The following is an 18347-nucleotide window of genomic DNA, read 5'->3' on the forward strand; positions in this document are numbered from 1 at the left end:
CGATGCTCTGTTGTGGTAGGTTGCTGTTTATGGAACGATGGATCGATTCGGTTGAACGCACGACGGAACGTTATTTGACCTGGAGAAAACGAAGGCATCTTGCACGACAGGCCAAACAGGCAAAAAAAAATGTTATAGTCGACTGGATCGAGGCCTTTTTATGGGCCGCCATGGTTGTCTTGTTGATTAACCAGTATCTTTTTCAGGCCTATCAAATTCCTTCCGGTTCAATGATCGATACCTTGTTGATCAAAGATCGTATCTTTGTCAATAAACTTATTTATGGACCGGAATTAGTTCCCGGGACCGCTAAGCTTTCCAGTCCTATTAAACCGAAGCGAAACGAAGTTATTATTTTTGAAAACCCAAGCTACCTTTCTAAGGGCAGTGTATTCGATGTTTTTCAGCGTATCATTTATATGTTGACATTTTCTCTTGTCGATATCGATAGTGATCCCAGCGGTGCGCCTCGTCCTCATTTTCTTATCAAACGTGCCGTAGGGGTCGAAGGGGATCGCATCGCCGTTGAGCGCGGAGAGGTGTACATAAAACCGAAAGGTTTATCTTCTTACCTTCCGGAAAAAGCGTTTCGCACGCTTGCCGGTTATGAGGATCCCACCCGTAGAATGATTGCAGCCGATGACTACTCGGCGATCGAAGCCTCCGCCATGCAGGAAGCCTACGGTCTTATCGGCTTGGCGGCTCCGGCTTCACTCTCGCTACGGGTGGATGGCGGTCCTGCTACCACCACCGATATGTTCCAGCAGATGAAAGCTCGCCTGAAGGTCCTCTACCAGGCCTATCCCGGGGAATCCCGCTATGGAGAAGCCTGGAGACAGCAGGAAACCGGATGGTATATTCCAAAGGGGTGGATTTTCCCCATGGGTGATAATCGTGACAACTCAAGGGATGCCCGCTATTTTGGGCCTGTATCGTTAAAAAAAGTATTGGGTCGGGCAATGTTCAAGTATTGGCCCTTGGGAAGGATCGGAGCCATTCGGTGATCGGAATGAGTAAACGTTCTGCCGCATTGCGTTACTATCGAAGTTATCGTCCGGAAAGCAAACTTCGAAGGGCGATCAGACGTGTCATTCGTTTTCTTCTACTCCTTTTTATTGCGAAAATAATCCTCACGTCGTTTTTACTTTCTTCGTATGTTGTACGAACAGAGGCCATGGAGCCCTCATTGAAAAAAGGAGAACGAGTACTCGCTACGCCCCTTTTATATGGTGGTTTTATTCCCTTTACCGCAATGCGTTTCCCTGCAATTCGGTTACCGAACTACGGTGAAATGGTGCTTTACCAGACACCTGTTTCGGAAATCAATCCATGGTGGATCAATATTATCTCGGAGCTATGGTTTTTTATAACGGGAGAACAGAGCCATAGACTGCCTTTCTCGGAAGTTCCTGTCGATGCCCGACTTGCCATTGGACGAATCATTGCCAAGCCTGGCGATACGGTAAGAATTGATCATGGCATTATCATGGTAAAGAAGAAGGGCGAGAGCGATTTTTTCGAAGAACATACGGCAATTCGAAAAGAATATCGGACACAACATCAGCTTCTTCCCGAAGGCTGGGATCGGAACTTACCGTTCTCCAATGAAATGGATGCTCTTACACTGGGAGATGAGGATTTTTTCATTGTTAACGACAATCGAACGATTTTTTCCGACAGCAGATTGTGGGGTGTACAAAAGGCTCCTCTGATTCAGGCAAAGGTGCTGTTTTCATATTGGCCGCGTTTCTCCTTTCATTAAAGCAATGAATCTTTTCGTTCACGATCTTTCCTTATATATCCACGTTCCTTTTTGTTTCGATAAGTGTGACTATTGTGATTTTTTCAGTATTCCCCATCACGGCCGACCGGATAACCGGCTACTCGACAGGGAGTTCCATCTGATAGAATCCATGGGTTCCAGGTGGCTTCGCCTATTACAGTGCAGAAATCTGGAAACCATCTATATTGGCGGAGGTACACCCTCATCGATAGGATTGGATCGTCTTGAAAGGCTTTTGAGTATCATCGCAGGTCTCATAAAAAAAGAGGGAATCGCGTTTGAGGGTGAATATACCATAGAAGCCAATCCCAGAGATATTTCTCCTGATCTAATTACGCTCTTGGAGAGCTATAAGGTCAACCGCCTCAGCCTCGGCCTTCAGTCGCTCAATGACCAGGACCTTAGGGCTATAGGCAGAAGTGGAAGCAGGGCTCAATCCCTAAACGCCCTTAGCGTGCTTTCTTCCCGCTGGAAGGGACGCTTTTCCCTTGATATCATCGCCGGGATTCCGGGTCAAAAAAGCGAAAGCATCGATGAAATTGTCGAAACAGCTGTCGAATCTGGAGCCGATCACCTTTCTATCTACCAACTCACCATTGAAGAGGGTACTCCTCTTGCAAGAAAAATAGCCCAGGGGCTTCGGCGCGCGCCGCAGGATGAAGATTACCTTCGTCTCTTTAAGCACGCCGTCGAAACAGCCGAAAAAGCGGGTTTTAAACGGTACGAGGTTTCGGCATTTGCACGCAAGGGTTGTGAAAGCAGACATAATCTGCGTTACTGGTACCTACGCCCCTATCTTGGGCTTGGCAGCGGCGCGGTGTCGACCCTGCCGCTTGCAGACGGGGGGGCTCTTCGCTTTTGTACCGGAAAGGGGCGTTATATGAAAGAAATCCTTTCGCCTAAACAGCGCTTTACCGAAGCCCTCATGACAGGCTTTCGCCTGGTAGCAGGTGTCGCTGAAAGCATGATCTCCGGCACGGGGATTCCCGACCATCCTTTTCGACTCATCGGAAAGACCATTACCGATTACCAGAATCGCGGACTTTTGTTTATGAGAAACGGAAGGATGGGGCTCACACATCAGGGGCTCGACCTTTTGGACCGTTTTCTTCTTGACTGCCTTGTAGAACTTGATACCACCTGGCCCGAGAATCGATCTTGACAGCGCATTTTCGGGCGTGATAGATTTTTATTTTAAAGCAGCATTTTTTAAGGAGTAAAGAGTATATGTCAGGCCATAGTAAATGGGCTTCGATCAAGCATAAAAAGGGTGCCATCGATGCTAAACGGGGAAAAGCCTTCACAAAAATCATCAAAGAGATTACTGTTGCAGCCCGAATGGGCGGAGGCGACCCCGAAGCAAACCCTCGGCTCAGAACCGCCGTTCTAAAAGCCAAAAGCGCAAACATGCCGAAGGACAATGTCGAGCGCGCCATTAAGAAGGGAACAGGAGATCTCGAAGGGGTCGATTATGTTGAACTGACCTATGAGGCATACGGCCCTGGCGGTGTAGCGATTCTCATTGACGCTCTTACCGATAATAAAAACCGAACTGCTGCGGATGTGCGAAGTATCCTGACCAAAGGTGGCGGAAACCTCGGGGAATCAGGTTGTGTTTCTTATCTTTTCCAACGCAAAGGTATCATCAATTACTCTGCGGAAAGCTACACCGAAGAGGCGATTTTCGAGGTTGCCTTGGAGGCCGGAGCGGAAGATGTTTCCACCGAGGGAGACACGATCGAAGTTATGACCGCCCCGGAGGATTTTGAGCCGGTTCTGAAAGCCCTTCAGGCGGCAGGTTTTGAAGAAGAGCTTGCTGAGGTAAGTAAGGTTCCCGATTCGACCGTTACCCTTGATGATGAAAAGACCAGAAAGGCGCTCAGGCTTATCGAACGACTGGATGACCACGATGATGTTCAGTCTGTGGCGACAAACCTGGATATTCCCGAAGGCTTCGACCCGGACGAAGAATGACCAGGATACTCGGCCTTGATCCCGGTTTTGCCGAGACCGGCTGGGGAGTCGTAGAGGCCGAAGGTAACCGTTTCCGCCATGTCGATCACGGTGCCATCCGAACAAAAGCAAAAGAGCAAGTCGGATTCCGCTTGTCCTCAATTTATGACGCCGTAAAGAGTCTTGTTGAACAGTACCGTCCCGAATGCTGTGGAATCGAAGAACTCTATTTTGCAAAAAACATTACCAGCGCCCTTCCTGTCGCTCAGGCAAGAGGAGTGCTATTGCTTGTGCTGGAGCAGCATTCCATTGTGACCGAGAGTTATTCTCCGCCGCTTATCAAGCAGACGATTACAGGAGTCGGCAGGGCGGACAAACGGCAGGTTCAGGAAATGGTTCGACTCTTGCTTGGATTGACGGAAATTCCCAAACCGGACCATGCGGCTGATGCTTTGGCCGCAGCATTAACTCATGCAAGTTTTCGTTTTTCGTCATTACGGGGAGTGCGGAGGGATATATGATAGAGAGCTTAACGGGCACGATAACGGGAAGGCAGGGTACCGTACTCTTTTTATCTACCGGGGCAATCGAATGGGCCCTTGAAGCCACCTCATCGGCTGCAATGAAATTTGCCTCCTCAAAGGAAACCGTACAAATTCCCGTTCACCTTATCCATCGTGAAGATGCTATGTTGCTCTTTGCTTTTGCATCAAAAAAGGAACGGAACCTTTTTCGCGAGCTTTTAAAGGTATCGGGGATAGGTCCCAAACAGGCAGTAAGGATTTTATCGGGGATGGAAGCCGATCGTTTTATTGCCGCCCTTGAAAATGAAGATGTGGATCTGCTTTCCTCCATCCCCGGAGTCGGAAAAAAGAGTGCGGGGAAGATTATTCTTGCCCTTCGTGGTAAGCTTACGCCTGCGGAAGAAGAGGGGGAGGCAGGAGATGAGAGCCTTCCCTTCAAGGAGCTTGTGGAGGCCCTTAACGGTATGGGATTCGACCGTAAGCTTGCAGAAAAGGCTTTAAAGGCGGCTTTGAACGAATTAGAACCCGAGCGCTTTGAACATGATCATGAAAAACTTGAACGAGAGCTCTTTAGGGCGGCAATTGTGAGGCTAAGCAGCTAATGTCCGATAATAATTCAGACTCCTTTCTTGAAGCCGAGTATCGCGAAGAGGACGCCCTTGAGGGACGACTTCGTCCTCAGAGGCTGAAGGAGTTTCAGGGGCAACGAGCCCTCAAAGAGAATCTTTCGGTTTTTATATCGGCGGCGAAGGAACGGCAGGAAAGCCTGGATCATGTTTTTCTTTCAGGTCCCCCGGGACTGGGAAAAACGACCCTTGCCGGAATTCTCGCCAATGAGATGGGCGCCGAATTCAAGGTAACCAGCGCCCCGGCCCTGGAGAAACCCAAGGACCTTGCGGGTATTCTCACCACCCTTGGCGAGGGGAATGTTTTTTTTATCGATGAGGTGCACAGGCTCAAACCGGCCCTCGAAGAGATGCTCTACATTGCCATGGAGGATTACGAGATCGATTGGATTGTGGGGCAGGGGCCTGCGGCCCGGACCATACGGATTCCCCTTCCGCCCTTTACCCTTATCGGAGCCACCACGAAAGCGGGACAGGTAACAGGGCCCCTGTTTTCCCGTTTCGGCATCACGGTCAGAATGGACTTCTATACCGAGGCGGATTTGAAGGCCATCATCGCCCGTTCTGCATCGATTTTGTCGGTTTCAATCGGCGACGATGCGGTTGCAGCCATCGCACAATGCTCACGGGGAACGCCGAGGGTTGCCAATCGTTTGCTTCGAAGAATGCGCGATTTCGCCCAGATCCTTGGAAACGGTTCTATCGATGCCGGAATCGTATCAGAAGGCTTGAAGCGGCTGGAGATCGACCATTTCGGGCTTGAAAAGCATGACAGAGAAATCTTACGTACCATTATCGAACAGTACGACGGCGGACCTGTGGGTGCGGAAACCCTGGCCATCAGTGTTGGCGAGGCGGTGGAAAGCCTTGAAGACTTTTACGAGCCATTTCTTATCCAACGAGGCTTTCTCCAGCGTACTCCCCGGGGAAGAACGGCGACTCCTCTTGCTTATCAACATCTTGGTATAGACCCAAACACAGGAAGGAGTAAGAAGGTTGAAGACCAGCGATTTCTCTTTTGATCTTCCCGAAGAATTAATAGCACAAACCCCATCGGAAAAGCGGGGGGCAAGCAGGATGCTGGTTGTCGATCGAAAAAGCGGAACCTTTCGTCACCTCCACACCTCGGATTTCCCGGAGATTGTGGAAGATGATGTCTTGCTTGTTGTAAACGATTCAAAGGTGCGTAAAGCACGCTTATTCGGCAGCTCCGAGACCGGGGGAAAGGTTGAATTTCTCCTCCTCCATCCCGATTCTCAGGATCATTGTCTCTGGACTGCAATGGTCTCAAAGGCAAAAAAACAGCGTCCCGGCAAGCGCTTCCTTTTCCCTCAGGGCATAGAAGGCATCATCGAGGCCATAAACGGGGACAGCACAGGGCCGTATCGTCGGGTTCGTTTTTCCATCCCCGTCGATGATGCGTATCTCGAGGTCAACGGCCATATCCCCTTGCCGCCCTATATCAGAAGGGAAGATACCGAACTGGATGAGGAGCGCTACCAAACCGTTTATGCACGGCATCCAGGATCGGTAGCGGCCCCTACAGCGGGCTTACACTTTACCGAGGAAACCTTTACGGCCTTGAAAAAGCGCTCTATCCCCGTGGCCCGGCTAACGCTCCATGTGGGACTCGGGACCTTTCTCCCTGTTCGCAGCGAAGAGATTACCGATCATGAAATGCACCGTGAGCGTTATGAGATTTCCCAGGATGTAGCCGATACGATTAATCGAGCGAAGTACGACGGGCGAAAGATTGTTGCAGTGGGAACCACATCGGTCAGAACCCTTGAATCTGCCTGGGATACCGAGGAGGGCTGCATACGGACAGGAAGTGCCGAAACACGGCTGTTCATCTATCCCGGTTATACCTTCAAGGTGGTAGATCGCCTTTTTACCAATTTTCATACCCCGAAATCGACGCTCCTGATGCTGGTCAGCGCCTTTGCAGGAAAAGAATTGATAGATGCCGCCTATGCCGAGGCACTGAAAGAGCGATATCGCTTTTTCAGCTATGGTGATGCAATGTACATTCAATAGGTGGATTGGTCCATCTTTTCAAAGGCGTCTCTGACTTTCTGAAGGCGTGCAAGATCCAGGGCGATAAACTCACCATAGTCCAGCTCTCCCTGATCGATGCGGTAGACTTCATCCTCCCATTCTTCGACCTCATCAAGGTGCACATAGTCAACGGTGTGAAGCTTTGCCCACCAGGTCAGTGCCTCTTTCCAATAGGAAAGAGCAGCCTTATAGCAGCTTTCGGCAGTCTCCAGGGAGTCGAGGTTTGCCGATTTCCAGGGATAGTTATAAAAATAGGCTTCCCGTTTATCGTATTTCGATGCAAGTCCCCGATACTGTTTCACCAGCTCCAGGTTTACATGCATATAAAAGAGCGTTCGGTAGCGCTGCCACTCCTCTCTGTCGTCGATACGGGCCAGTGCGTTCAGGGGATTTGCAAAGGGAGAACGTAAGGCCCGTTCCAAGTACCAGATATTCTCCTGATACTCTTCGGGATAACGGTAGAGGTTTTGGTGATAGAGACGATAGAATTGTTCTGCATATTCTATTTTGTAGGCCGAACCTGCGACGGGAAGAAAGATCATCAAAATTACGCATAGAAAGTAACATTGCACCCTCATATGCTTATTATCGACCGTCGCGCACAATACTCCACACTTTTTCGGCAAGCTCCTCTTTTGCAAGTGCTCCGTCGAGACGATGAATCTTCATCCCGCTCTTGACATAACGGTCAAGGGTATGCTCATAGCGTTCACGCACCCGTTTCTGTAAAGCAAGAGTTTCGAAGATATCACGCTGATCACGATCCGACATGCGGCGTTCGCACTCTTCGGGAGCGAGGTCTATATAGATCAGTCGCTCGGGAAGGGGGAACATGCTATTTATCTCATATACAATGTCGAAATCGACATCAAGGGATTGGTATGCTAAACTCGAAAAAAGATAACGATCTCCAATGACAGCTATATGCTTATCGAGCAATGAGAGGATACCGCCTTTTCCGAAGAGGTGTTCATAGCGGTCGGCAACAAAGAGTCGGGCAAGGGTCTCGGGGTGGTATGGTAGCTGCCCTGCGAGAACCTTTCTGATGACTACGCCGATCTCGGAAGCGGTGGGTTCAAAGGTCAGCTGTACCGCTTTTCCCTTCAGCTTACAGCGATCGGCAAGGAGTAAGGCTTGTGTAGTGGTTCCGGCTCCATCGAGGCCCTCGAATACCGTGTATCCGCTAAGAATTTTCTGCTCTTTCATGGCGAAACCTTACCCGCTTTCCCATCTCTTGTCGATAATGTATGATGGAAAAGAGGGAGAATTGGCAATATCTTTAGAAGGGATATATCTCCCGTACTTGCAGGGTTAGGAAACTGAAAGGGATTACGTTCTCAATAAAACTCCATACAATTGTCGTTTTCCTTATTTTGGTGGCGGCAACAACGGCGCTGTTTTTCCCCCTTCAGCGGCGTCTTGATACCCTCATGGAGTCATGGCAGAGACAAACCATAGCCGCGGTCGAAAAACAATTCGGATATACCATCAATTATGAACGTATCAGGCCCACTATCCTGGTTCGTTTGGAAATTTTCAATGCACGAATAAGTGATGGCTCGGATACTCTTCTGAGTCTCCAACGTCTTTCGATACAATACAATATCATCCGTCTGCTACGAGGGGACATAGAAGGTGCCGTCAGCAAGATTATTCTTGTTAATACGACCCTTCACATCGATGCCGAAAAGGATAGTAAGCTTCTTTCCCTTTTCTTTTCGGATAGATCGCAAAGCAAAACCGCAATCACGACCACGCCTTCGCCTCGGCTTCCGTCGGTTCCTGATTTAACCATACGAGGAAACAATGTCAATATCGACTATAGTAGCAGTACGTTCTCATTGTCGGTAGAAAACCTCTTTTTTTCGTTGCAGGGTGGGCAGGCTCCGCATTTTTCTTCCAGAGGCAGGATCACGTTTTCACTGAAAGGAGCTGAACAACCTTCCATTGCCGCCCCCTTTCAGGCATTGATCACGGCGGAAGGAACGTGGAAAAGTAGTGACACTGCGGGAATCACCATCGGTCTTCGTGATCTCCAGTCTCCATTCATGACAATTCCTACGGTACGGTTTCATGCCAGCCTGGATGGAGAAACACTCATTGTTGAGAAAGCGGCGGATCGCATTCCCCTTGATCTTAGTCTGAGTCACGATTTTTCCGAGTCTGTCACACAGCTTGAAATTCTATCGGAAGCCTTTGTTCCGTCGTCGTTTCTATCCCTTCGGGGGGATTATGATTCGATTAACCCTTGGCTGCGTAATAGTTACAGCGGGAAGATGGAGTTTCGATACGATAAGAATCACTCAAGGCTAACGTATTCGACGGATATGGCCGCACAGTTGCGATATGTCTCCGGGTTTGAATTGCCATTTCCCCTCAATCATCATGTTCAGATTGCGGCAACCGGTGATGAAAAGGGAATGAAAATCGACCTTTTACGTGTTACATCTTCGGATATGGATTTTCGTCTTTCAGGTACGGCGCTGTTTTCCCCTCTTGTTTTTGATTTGGATCTTGATATTGGTCGTTTGGCCATTGACGAAAATCTTATTTCGGGGAAGGGCCGCCTATCGTATAATCGGAATGGATTGTTTCTTACATCGGATCATATGTCATACAACGATATCAAGCTCTCTAAGCTTGAGACATGGCTCTCGTTTGACTCGGCTGGGAGTAGCGATTTTTCTCTACGCATGACGGTCCCGGATGAACATAGCGACAGACAGGGACATATCGCTGCAGAAGGAGAATTCAAGTGGAAGGATTCCTTTTATCTTGAAAGCTCTCTTTCCATTCAATCAGTGCCACTTGTAAATTTTTATTCCGAACTTCAGCGGAGAGGGGTTGAGATTCCCTCTTTTATTCCCCCTTCTTATCTTGATATGGATGGCTTTTTTTCTACAGACAAGAAGCGACTGAGCTATTCGGTCGTGGGGTTAAAGATCTCCGATGGATCTGCAGATCACTATCTCAGCCTCAGCGGCGCGGGAACTCTCGATGAGCATAGCATAAGGAACTTTGATCTCCGTTGGGGAGATTATGTCGCAGGAGGAAGCAGCACCTTCTATATCAGGGATCAAGCACTTCTTGCGGAAAGCGATATCACCGTCAATCAAATTTCCTATGGATTTACCGCATATTACAACTTCGGCAAAAGTTTGGTCCTCTCCGGAGATCATGGAAGCCGTCTTATTGCCCGATTTAAGGACGACGGCATCTATCTTGCGGCGGAAGCAGATGCCTTTCCCTTGCCGATTAAGCTAAAAGAATCAGCGAACATCTCTTTCTCTCTCCACGGTCGTTATCGCTCCCCGTCTTCATGGCAGCTCGTGTTGGATACGTTTCGTTTTACATCGTTTTTTGCCTTCGAAGGATCGGGTAGCATAGGAAACAACGCCGCTTTTCTTACCAATATCTCCTATCAAAGGGAAGGAGCACCGCTTCGAGGATCGATAAGTGCTTTTTATCCCGATAATAGTCCTCTGAAAGCGCAAGGATGGGTATCGCTTAGGGATCCGAAAGATGAAGAAACCTACCTTGGGGCTTTTTCCTTGGATCCCAACGGCTTTTCCGCAAATTTCGACATACAAAATGCACCGCTTTCCAGATTTGCAATCGAGAAACCACAAGGGAAAATATCCGGAAAACTTATCGCAAAGGGTCCCTATCGCGATCCGGATTTCTCGGTCGACCTTTCCTTGGAAGATGGGCAGCAGGCCGACAAACCCCTGGAACTTGAGGTGCGGGCAGAAAAAAAGGGAAGTGAGCTTCAGCTCAAGTACGGACGGGGACGCTTTGGAAATCATGTTTTTCAGAAAATATCGGGACTCCTTATGCTCAATGACGGGTACATTACCCTTTCAGGTGAATATCGCCCCTATTATCAAAAAAAATTACAGTCGGTTGGTTTTTCACTCAAGGGACAAACGGCCCCGGTCAATCGGCTTTCAGCATTAGCCGATATAGTTCAATCATCGCTTTCGATGGGAGTAACTCTGGATCCTATTCTTACCTCCGACGGGACCATGGATCCCCAACACTACGAACTCAAAAAAGAAGAAGGTACTATCTCCGTTACAGGAGGGCCGCAAGAGGCAATCAATGGATATTATCGCAAAGGGGGAGATTTTTATCTAGGACTTTCCGACCCACTTCCCATAGTGGGCACCGTAAACGGCCAGTTGGTTGAAAAAGAAATTTCCGCCGATATCTCGCTTGTGTCTGCCGATCTATCGCTTTTGGACGGTATTGCCGATATTGGTTTCTTTGCCCTCCACGACGGAAGGGCCGAAGGAAGCCTGCATATCGAAGGGTCAATCAATGATCCTGCCTTTTCGGGAGCAATCTCTATCCAGGAGGCAAGGGCATCCAGCTCACTTTTCCCAGACGAACTTTCTCCCTTTGATGCCTATGTACGTATGACCGATAAAGAGGTGTCGCTCATTGCCGAGCCCATTCGATCGGGGGACGCCACTCTTGATGTTTCCCTCGGCCTGACAATAGAACGATGGCTTCCCAGAAATTATAGTATCATCATACGTCCCGAAGGAGAGAATGGTGTAAAAACCGAGTATGCTATTTCCGGCGGGGGCGTAGATGTAACCGGCTATACCCGCGGAATCTTCGAAATATCAGGATCGGCTACAACCCTGAATCTTTCCGGTGATCTTGTCTTGAATGATGCCTCTATCACCTTGCAAAATAGGCAAAACCAGAAAAAAAAGAACAGTCAGGAGACAAAACAACGAAGGAAGCGCGATTTCACTCTTGACCTGAAGATTACCAGCGGTAAACGGGTCGAATTCTTTTGGCCGACGATAAACTTTCCTATTTTAAGAAGCTTTGCGGAAACTGAACAATCGGTTATCATCCGATTTGATTCGGCCGAACGTTCTTTCGGACTCAAGGGATCTATAGGGATTCAAGGTGGAGAAATATCCTATCTTCAGAGGAACTTCCTCATTACAAGGGGTGATATTGAGTTCAATGAAAACGCGGACCGGTTTGATCCGAGATTATCGGTAGAGGCTGTTTTGCGTGAAATTGATGATGATGGTGAGCCCTTAAAAATCTATCTAACGGTTGATGACCAGCCTCTGAGTAAATTCGAACCAAAATTCAGCTCTGATCCTGCCATGAGCGATGCCGAAATCATTACGATTCTCGGAGCTTCACTGCCAAGCAGAATCGGAAGTGAAGCCATCGACCTCACAACCAGTCTTGCCCTTACAGGTTCACTGGTAACCCAGCTGGGTATCATCGGGACCTTTGAATCCAGAGTCAAAGATGTTCTTAATGTCGATCTGTTTTCTATTCGGACCCAGATGATTCAGAATTTGATTATCGACAGGTTAGGCAGCGCCCTGGGAAATGAGGACTATGGAGGAAGCGATCTAAGTCAATACCTTGACAACACCACGATCTTTCTGGGAAAGTACTTTGGCAATGATCTGTTTATACAAGGAACACTGCAAATTCAGGCCAATCAGGTTACGGATCAAATTGTGAATAAAAACGATCTGTACATCAATTCCGAAATCAGCCTGGAGTGGAAAACGCCTCTTTTCCTTCTGGAATTGGCAATAGAACCGGATTTCGAGAATCCTATCGATACTCTTGACAACACCAGTCTGGGCTTGTCATGGAGCTTTTCGTATTGATAATGAACTATGCTAAGGAGTTTTTATGCGATTTAAGCGCCTTCTCTCAATACTGTTGATTCTTACTGCCGTAACACTTAACCTTGCGGCGCAATCATCCGAATCGTGGTATCTAAACAAACCGATTGAAGATATTCGTTTCGAGGGCCTTTCTCATGTCAAACTTTCGGATCTTAAAGGTATTACACAGCAATACGTTGGACAAACTTTAACCGAAGGTCGTCTGATTGATTTGCAGAGTAAACTCTACGCCCTCAATTTTTTTCAACGCTTTTCTGTAGATGCGGAGGAGGGTCGTAATGGAAAGAACAGCGTTGTCTTGGTGCTTACCGTTACAGAACGGCCTATTGTTGATGAGATTATTATCGAGGGAAATAAGAAGGTCCGAACCGGCGAGATTCTCGATGCGGTACAATTGAAGCGGGACGATATTGTTACTACGGTGAAAATCAAGGCCGATGAACAGGCCATAGCGGAACTCTATCGAGGTAAAGGGTATCCCGAAATATCGGTATCCTCCGGAACGCAGCTGAATGAAGCGACCAATACCATGAAAGTGACCTTCACGGTTATCGAAGGAAGTCAGGTACGAGTCCAGGAGATCAGATTTTCCGGAAATGAGTTTGTTTCAAGTGATACGCTGCGCGGAAAACTGACATCAAAAGAGCAGTCTCTCTTTTCCAGTGGAATCCTGAAAGAAGCCTCTCTGCAGCAGGATCGTTCGGCCATCGAACGTTTCTATCAGGAACAGGGTTACATCGATGCAAAGGTCGTAAATATCGGCAGAGAGGTCGCCTCCGTTGAAAACGGAAGACAACTCATGATCCTGACCTTTTATATCAATGAGGGAAGACAATGGAAATTCGGGGGCATTACCTTCAACGGGAATCAGTTGTACTCAGATGATGAGCTTGGCACCTATATAAGGCTCGAACCGGGAGACGTAATCAACTATCCGCTTCTTCAGGCCGATCTTGCCCAAGTCTCTGACCTTTATTTCAATGACGGCTATATTTTCAATGCCATCGTGCCTAAAGAAAATCGTAACGAACAGGAAGGAACCATAGATTTTCTTCTCAACATCACGGAAAAGGGACGAGCCCATATTGAAGATGTTATTCTCAAGGGCAATGAAAAAACAAAGGATTTTGTTCTCTATCGGGAAATTCCTCTCGAGACTGGTGATGTATTCAGCAAGGACAAGGTACTCCAGGCAATGCAAAACCTTTACAATACCGGTCTGTTCTCGGCGGTCTCTCCCGAAACCCCATATGGCAGTGCAGAGGGCTTGATGGATCTTGTCTTTACGGTTGAAGAGGCAAGGACAACCGATATTCAGTTCGGGATCACCTTTACCGGCGGAGTAAGTGAGTATCCCATTGTCGGTTTTCTCCAGTGGACCGACCACAACTTCAGAGGTGCGGGACAGGAGCTTTCCATAGGAGCGCAGGTTTCAAATAGCGAACAAAGTATCACCTTCAGTTTCAGTGATAACTGGCTTTTTGATAAACGTTTTTCAGGTGGTGTCAATTTCTCTTTCGCGCATAACCTCTACGACAATGTGCTTCAGGATGCCGAAGGGCCCACGTTTACGGAAGAACAGTACGATAACGATGAAGCGGCTCCCGATCCCTACACCTCCCGCGAAGAATATGAAGACGCCATTGACGACGGTGAGTCGATCGATGATGCCTATCTGATGGAGTATGACCAATGGAAAATCAGTTTAGGAGCCAATGGGGGCTACACCTTTCATACCGATTATGGAAGGGTCGGCCTGCAAAGCGGATTGACTTCTTCCATCAGTTATGTTGACTACGATCCTGACCTCTATACACCATACAATCCCTCCATAAGAGAAAATCTTCATACCTGGCTTTTTACGAACAAACTGTGGGGCAGCATCAACTGGGATACCCGTGACTATATCTACAGTCCCACCAAGGGAGGCCTTTTAAGCGAAACCCTCACCTACACAGGAGGGCTCTTGTTTGGAAGTACTCATTACATTAAGACGCAGACAAAGGCTCAGAGGTTTTTACAACTCTTCGACATTCCAGTGGGAAAGGAGTGGAGTTTTCGTACCATCCTCGCCGCCCAAAGCAGCTTATCGTTTATTCTTCCCCAATGGTACTACGATTCGGACACAGGAGAGTGGACAAGCGGAGTACATGCATCCGATAGTCAATTGCTCTATACCGATGGTATGACCATTGCCAGGGGATGGGATATCGATAAGGGAAATGAGGCGCTCTGGGATAACTGGGTTGAACTAAGAATTCCCATAAGCGAAAAACTACTCTGGTCGGACTTCTATTTCAGTACCACCGGTACATGGGATGATCTCGATATGTTTCCCGAGATGGGGATTGAGGATTTTAAGTTTTCCATGGGAGGCGGTATCAGGCTTATCATCCCCGGTTTACCCTTGGGCCTTTACCTGGTCAAAACCTTCAGTTTTGATGAGGGAGGTAATGTTCAGTGGGATGGAGGACCTATTTTTTCCGATCCCGATGATGACACAAAGGGGCTGAAGCTGGTACTCTCTCTTACGACGGGACTCTTTTAGGAGGATAAAATGGTAAACTATATAAAAGGCAGAACGCAGAAAGCGGTTTTCCTGATTACACTTATGGTGATGGCTTTGTGGGGAGGGACTAGTGCCCTGCTAGCCGAAAAGCTAACCATGGTTGCGGTCGTCGATCTGACTAAGATTGTCAGCGACTATTTCAAAGAGTCTACCGAGTGGCGGGAAATCGATGAATTGACGAAAAAAATGGAAGAGACGGTCCGCCAGCGGATGGATGAAATCAACGCCCTCAAGCAGCAGAAAATTGAAGCGGAGAATGCAAACGACGATCTCCTTGTTCTTAAACTTGAGGAACAGATCAGGAAAAAACAGGAATATCTGCAAGAGTACAACAAGATTATGTCGGATAGGATACAAAGCAAAAAAGAAAATTTGCTGACAAGTTCGGACTTTTCCAGGGAGATCATCAAGACGGTCCAGTACATAGCGGAAAGTGAGGGATATTCCATCGTTTTTAGAAAAAAGGATCCTAATATTCTCTATTACAATTACGAAGTCGATATCACCAATAAGGTCCTGGACCATCTCCGCAGGACCGCCGGTTCCCGATAGCAAAGCCTTTTAGCCATGGCCTCGGAAACCCCCATGATGCAGCAATACCGGAGCCTCAAAGAGAGGCACCGGGATGCTGTTCTCTTTTTTCGCCTCGGTGACTTTTATGAGATGTTTGAACGGGATGCGGCAGAGGTATCGGCAATTCTCGGGCTGACCCTCACAAAGCGGAATGGGCTACCGATGTGTGGAATCCCCTACCATGCCGCCGGCACCTACATCCCCAGACTCCTTTGGGCCGGAAGAAAGATCGCCATCTGTGAACAGATCGCACTTCCCCAGGGAGGAAAGGGGATAGCGAAGCGGGAAGTGGTGGAAGTCATCACTCCAGGAACAGTTGTCGATGAAGATTTTCTTGACCGGGGAAGGAACAACTATCTTGCTTCCTTGGGGCAGATAGAAGGGGCTCTCTCTTTTTCTTATATTGATCTTTCCACTGGTGAGTTTGCGGCAACACTTCTTGGAAAGGAAAACCGCTTCGAAAAGCTGCGCAAAGAGCTTGCCAGGTTACAGCCCTCCGAGTTACTGGTTCAGGAAAGTCTGCTCGAAGAGGGACCGGAGACGGTCAGAATTCTGGAAGAACGGCAGATCTTGATAAACCGTTATCCCGACTGGTCCTATGACCTTGGTGACAGCGAAGCCCGCCTTCGCAGGCTTTTTGGTGTAACTAACCTTAAGGGCTTCGGCATCCTTCCTGATGACCATGCTATTTACGCCTGTGGCACACTTCTGGAGTATCTATCGGAAACGGCACATGACCATCTTCGCCACATAAGTTCGATAGTGCGTTACGAAGAGAGTGATTTTGTCGGTCTTGATGAATCAACTCAGCGGAATCTGGAAATCGTTTCAAATATGCGTGATGCCTCCAATGCGTATACACTTTTCCAGGTTTTGGACAAAACACGTACGGCTCCCGGTGCAAGAACCCTGAGAAGCAGGCTCCTTCATCCGCTTCGGGATATGAAGGCAATTACGCTCCGACTGGATAAGGTGGAAGAACTCTACAGAAACCAGATGATCCTTTCGGCACTGCGAAAAAAGCTTTCCGGAGTCCTTGATCTGGAACGGCTCTCGGCCAGAATCGCTCTTGGAAAGGCACATGCCAAAGACCTTGCGGCAGTCGCTTCCACGATCACCGTTATCCTCGAAATCGAGCAAGAGTTCGGAGAAATGAGGGTCCCCGGTTCGTGGATGTTGGCACAGGAGAACCGTTCCGCTGCCGAAGAGCTGGAAAAAGAACTACGCAGGGCAATCTGCGATGATCCCTCGGTACTATTGACCGAAGGTAATATGATACGAGAAGGCTACAGTGAGGAACTTGATCGCCTCAGGTTGCTAAAGCGAGATAGTCGCAAGGTTTTGGCGGACTATCTCGAAGATGAAAAGAACAGGAGTGGAATCGCCAACCTAAAAATCAAATATAATAAAATCATTGGACATTTTATTGAGGTCACAAAGGCAAATCTGTCACTCGTTCCCGATCATTTTATCAGGCGGCAGTCCCTTGTAGGTGCGGAACGCTTTACTACCGAACGGCTGGGAGAGCTTGAGACGGAACTAAACAGTGCATCGGAAAAAATGATCCAGTTGGAAAAAGAACTTTTCCTCTCTCTGCGAGAGTCCTGTGCCAGGCGTCTTCCCGTGCTTCACACCCTTGCCGAGTACATCTGCGATATCGATTTCTTTCAGGCCCTTGCCTATGCGGCAACCGTCCACGGTTATGTACGGCCGGACATTAATACCGGCAACGATATCGCCATACGGGAAGGACGTCATCCCGTTGTCGAGGCGGGACTCAACGCTGGGGAATTCATCCCGAATTCCATCGATATCGGGGCAAAGAAAAGCTTCGCATTGATAACAGGACCCAACATGGCCGGTAAATCGACCTACCTCAGGCAGACGGCCCTCATTGTTCTGATGGCCCAGTGCGGTTCCTTCGTTCCTGCAATGGAAGCCACTATTGGTATCGTCGATAGAATTTTCTGTAGGGTCGGGGCCTCCGACAATCTTGCACGAGGAGAGTCGACCTTTCTTGTTGAAATGAATGAAACGGCCTATATACTCAGGACTGCGAGTGAGAAGAGCCTTGTTATCATGGATGAGGTCGGTCGAGGGACCAGCACGACCGACGGCCTTGCAATTGCATGGGCTGTTTCCGAAGCACTTATCGAACGAAAGACAAAAACCCTTTTTGCAACCCATTTCCATGAACTAACCGAACTCCAACACGATTCGATACAAAAACTTCGACTTATGGTCAAGGAAGAGGGAGATCGGGTGATCTTTTTAAAGAAGGTTGAAGAGGGGTGTGCCGCCGGTTCCTACGGTATCCATGTTGCTTCTCTTGCCGGTGTCCCGGATCCTGTTCTTTCCCGAGCCAGGCAGATTTTGGGAGAACTCGAACATAGGGATCGTCCGATTCCCAAAGATATGGTCCCTCAACGGAAATCACAGAAAAGTGATCTGCTTTTCAATGAAAACGACTTGATCGAGAGCGAGATTATGAGTATCGATCTCGACAGCTTAACGCCGAAAAAGGCTCTTGATATACTCTATCGATGGAAAGAAGAGCTCGGTTCGGGAAGAATGAAGTAA

Annotated in this window: 14 protein-coding genes; 12 read left to right on the forward strand and 2 right to left on the reverse strand. The window is 48.3% G+C overall.

All coding sequences use genetic code 11. The features are described from left to right. Positions 1 to 29 precede the first annotated feature (29 nt). The 8 genes from lepB (SPIRS_RS10165) (at position 30) to queA (ending at position 6923) form a co-directional block, all read left to right on the forward strand. A complete protein-coding gene (lepB, locus tag SPIRS_RS10165; RefSeq protein ID WP_013254597.1) occupies positions 30 to 1004 on the forward strand; it encodes a signal peptidase I in 975 nt (324 codons plus the stop codon). 5 nt (positions 1005 to 1009) lie between these two features. Beyond that, positions 1010 to 1762, forward strand: a complete 753-nt coding sequence (lepB, locus tag SPIRS_RS10170; protein ID WP_245537752.1) for a signal peptidase I — start codon at positions 1010 to 1012, stop codon at positions 1760 to 1762. Positions 1763 to 1766: 4 nt separating this feature from the next. Next, positions 1767 to 2945, forward strand: coding sequence for a radical SAM family heme chaperone HemW (gene hemW / locus SPIRS_RS10175; protein ID WP_013254599.1), 1179 nt, complete (start codon positions 1767 to 1769; stop codon positions 2943 to 2945). Between the two features lie 65 nt (positions 2946 to 3010). Then, positions 3011 to 3757 carry a YebC/PmpR family DNA-binding transcriptional regulator gene (locus SPIRS_RS10180; protein WP_013254600.1) on the forward strand — a complete coding sequence of 249 codons (747 nt, stop codon included), beginning with the start codon at positions 3011 to 3013 and terminating at the stop codon, positions 3755 to 3757. Continuing rightward, a complete protein-coding gene (gene ruvC / locus SPIRS_RS10185) occupies positions 3754 to 4257 on the forward strand; it encodes a crossover junction endodeoxyribonuclease RuvC (RefSeq protein WP_013254601.1) in 504 nt (167 codons plus the stop codon). Before SPIRS_RS10180 ends, ruvC begins: the two co-directional genes overlap by 4 nt. Continuing rightward, a complete protein-coding gene (gene ruvA, locus SPIRS_RS10190) occupies positions 4254 to 4862 on the forward strand; it encodes a Holliday junction branch migration protein RuvA (protein ID WP_013254602.1) in 609 nt (202 codons plus the stop codon). The genes ruvC and ruvA overlap by 4 nt, the downstream gene beginning before the upstream one ends. Then, on the forward strand, positions 4862 to 5908 hold the full coding sequence (ruvB, locus tag SPIRS_RS10195) for a Holliday junction branch migration DNA helicase RuvB (protein WP_013254603.1): 1047 nt from the start codon (positions 4862 to 4864) through the stop codon (positions 5906 to 5908). The genes ruvA and ruvB overlap by 1 nt, the downstream gene beginning before the upstream one ends. Beyond that, positions 5883 to 6923, forward strand: coding sequence for a tRNA preQ1(34) S-adenosylmethionine ribosyltransferase-isomerase QueA (gene queA / locus SPIRS_RS10200; protein ID WP_013254604.1), 1041 nt, complete (start codon positions 5883 to 5885; stop codon positions 6921 to 6923). Before ruvB ends, queA begins: the two co-directional genes overlap by 26 nt. On the opposite strand, the gene SPIRS_RS10205 is transcribed toward queA, so the two are convergent. Both SPIRS_RS10205 and tmk read right to left on the reverse strand, forming a co-directional pair. Beyond that, on the reverse strand, positions 6917 to 7486 hold the full coding sequence (locus SPIRS_RS10205; protein ID WP_148224061.1) for a hypothetical protein: 570 nt from the start codon (positions 7484 to 7486) through the stop codon (positions 6917 to 6919). The two genes, queA and SPIRS_RS10205, sit on opposite strands and share 7 nt — an antisense overlap. A gap of 43 nt (positions 7487 to 7529) precedes the next feature. Then, positions 7530 to 8150, reverse strand: coding sequence for a dTMP kinase (gene tmk / locus SPIRS_RS10210; protein WP_013254606.1), 621 nt, complete (start codon positions 8148 to 8150; stop codon positions 7530 to 7532). Positions 8151 to 8320: 170 nt separating this feature from the next. Between tmk and SPIRS_RS10215 the strand changes: the two genes are divergently transcribed. Genes SPIRS_RS10215 through mutS form a run of 4 tightly spaced genes read left to right on the forward strand, consistent with a single transcriptional unit; the run spans position 8321 to position 18347 of the window. Further along, a complete protein-coding gene (locus SPIRS_RS10215) occupies positions 8321 to 12604 on the forward strand; it encodes a translocation/assembly module TamB domain-containing protein (RefSeq protein WP_013254607.1) in 4284 nt (1427 codons plus the stop codon). Between the two features lie 25 nt (positions 12605 to 12629). Beyond that, entirely contained in the window at positions 12630 to 15173 is a 2544-nt protein-coding gene (bamA, locus tag SPIRS_RS10220; RefSeq protein ID WP_013254608.1) for an outer membrane protein assembly factor BamA, read from the forward strand. A 9-nt stretch (positions 15174 to 15182) separates the two neighbouring features. Next, a complete protein-coding gene (locus SPIRS_RS10225; protein ID WP_013254609.1) occupies positions 15183 to 15746 on the forward strand; it encodes an OmpH family outer membrane protein in 564 nt (187 codons plus the stop codon). Positions 15747 to 15779: 33 nt separating this feature from the next. Next, the gene (mutS, locus tag SPIRS_RS10230; RefSeq protein ID WP_013254610.1) at positions 15780 to 18347 is read left to right on the forward strand and encodes a DNA mismatch repair protein MutS; all 2568 of its coding nucleotides are present in this window, start codon (positions 15780 to 15782) and stop codon (positions 18345 to 18347) included.

The organism is Sediminispirochaeta smaragdinae DSM 11293 (genome assembly GCF_000143985.1).
In the GTDB taxonomy this organism is placed as follows: domain Bacteria; phylum Spirochaetota; class Spirochaetia; order DSM-16054; family Sediminispirochaetaceae; genus Sediminispirochaeta; species Sediminispirochaeta smaragdinae.

Bases quoted from the DNA above. Each gene is read 5' to 3' on its own strand.
- lepB (WP_013254597.1), top strand. From the start codon at position 30: ATGGAACGATGGATCGATTCGGTTGAACGCACGACGGAACGTTATTTG.
- lepB (WP_245537752.1), top strand. From the start codon at position 1,010: ATGAGTAAACGTTCTGCCGCATTGCGTTACTATCGAAGTTATCGTCCG.
- hemW (WP_013254599.1), top strand. From the start codon at position 1,767: ATGAATCTTTTCGTTCACGATCTTTCCTTATATATCCACGTTCCTTTT.
- SPIRS_RS10180 (WP_013254600.1), top strand. From the start codon at position 3,011: ATGTCAGGCCATAGTAAATGGGCTTCGATCAAGCATAAAAAGGGTGCC.
- ruvC (WP_013254601.1), top strand. From the start codon at position 3,754: ATGACCAGGATACTCGGCCTTGATCCCGGTTTTGCCGAGACCGGCTGG.
- ruvA (WP_013254602.1), top strand. From the start codon at position 4,254: ATGATAGAGAGCTTAACGGGCACGATAACGGGAAGGCAGGGTACCGTA.
- ruvB (WP_013254603.1), top strand. From the start codon at position 4,862: ATGTCCGATAATAATTCAGACTCCTTTCTTGAAGCCGAGTATCGCGAA.
- SPIRS_RS10205 (WP_148224061.1), bottom strand. From the start codon at position 7,486: ATGATCTTTCTTCCCGTCGCAGGTTCGGCCTACAAAATAGAATATGCA.
- tmk (WP_013254606.1), bottom strand. From the start codon at position 8,150: ATGAAAGAGCAGAAAATTCTTAGCGGATACACGGTATTCGAGGGCCTC.
- bamA (WP_013254608.1), top strand. From the start codon at position 12,630: ATGCGATTTAAGCGCCTTCTCTCAATACTGTTGATTCTTACTGCCGTA.
- SPIRS_RS10225 (WP_013254609.1), top strand. From the start codon at position 15,183: ATGGTAAACTATATAAAAGGCAGAACGCAGAAAGCGGTTTTCCTGATT.
- mutS (WP_013254610.1), top strand. From the start codon at position 15,780: ATGATGCAGCAATACCGGAGCCTCAAAGAGAGGCACCGGGATGCTGTT.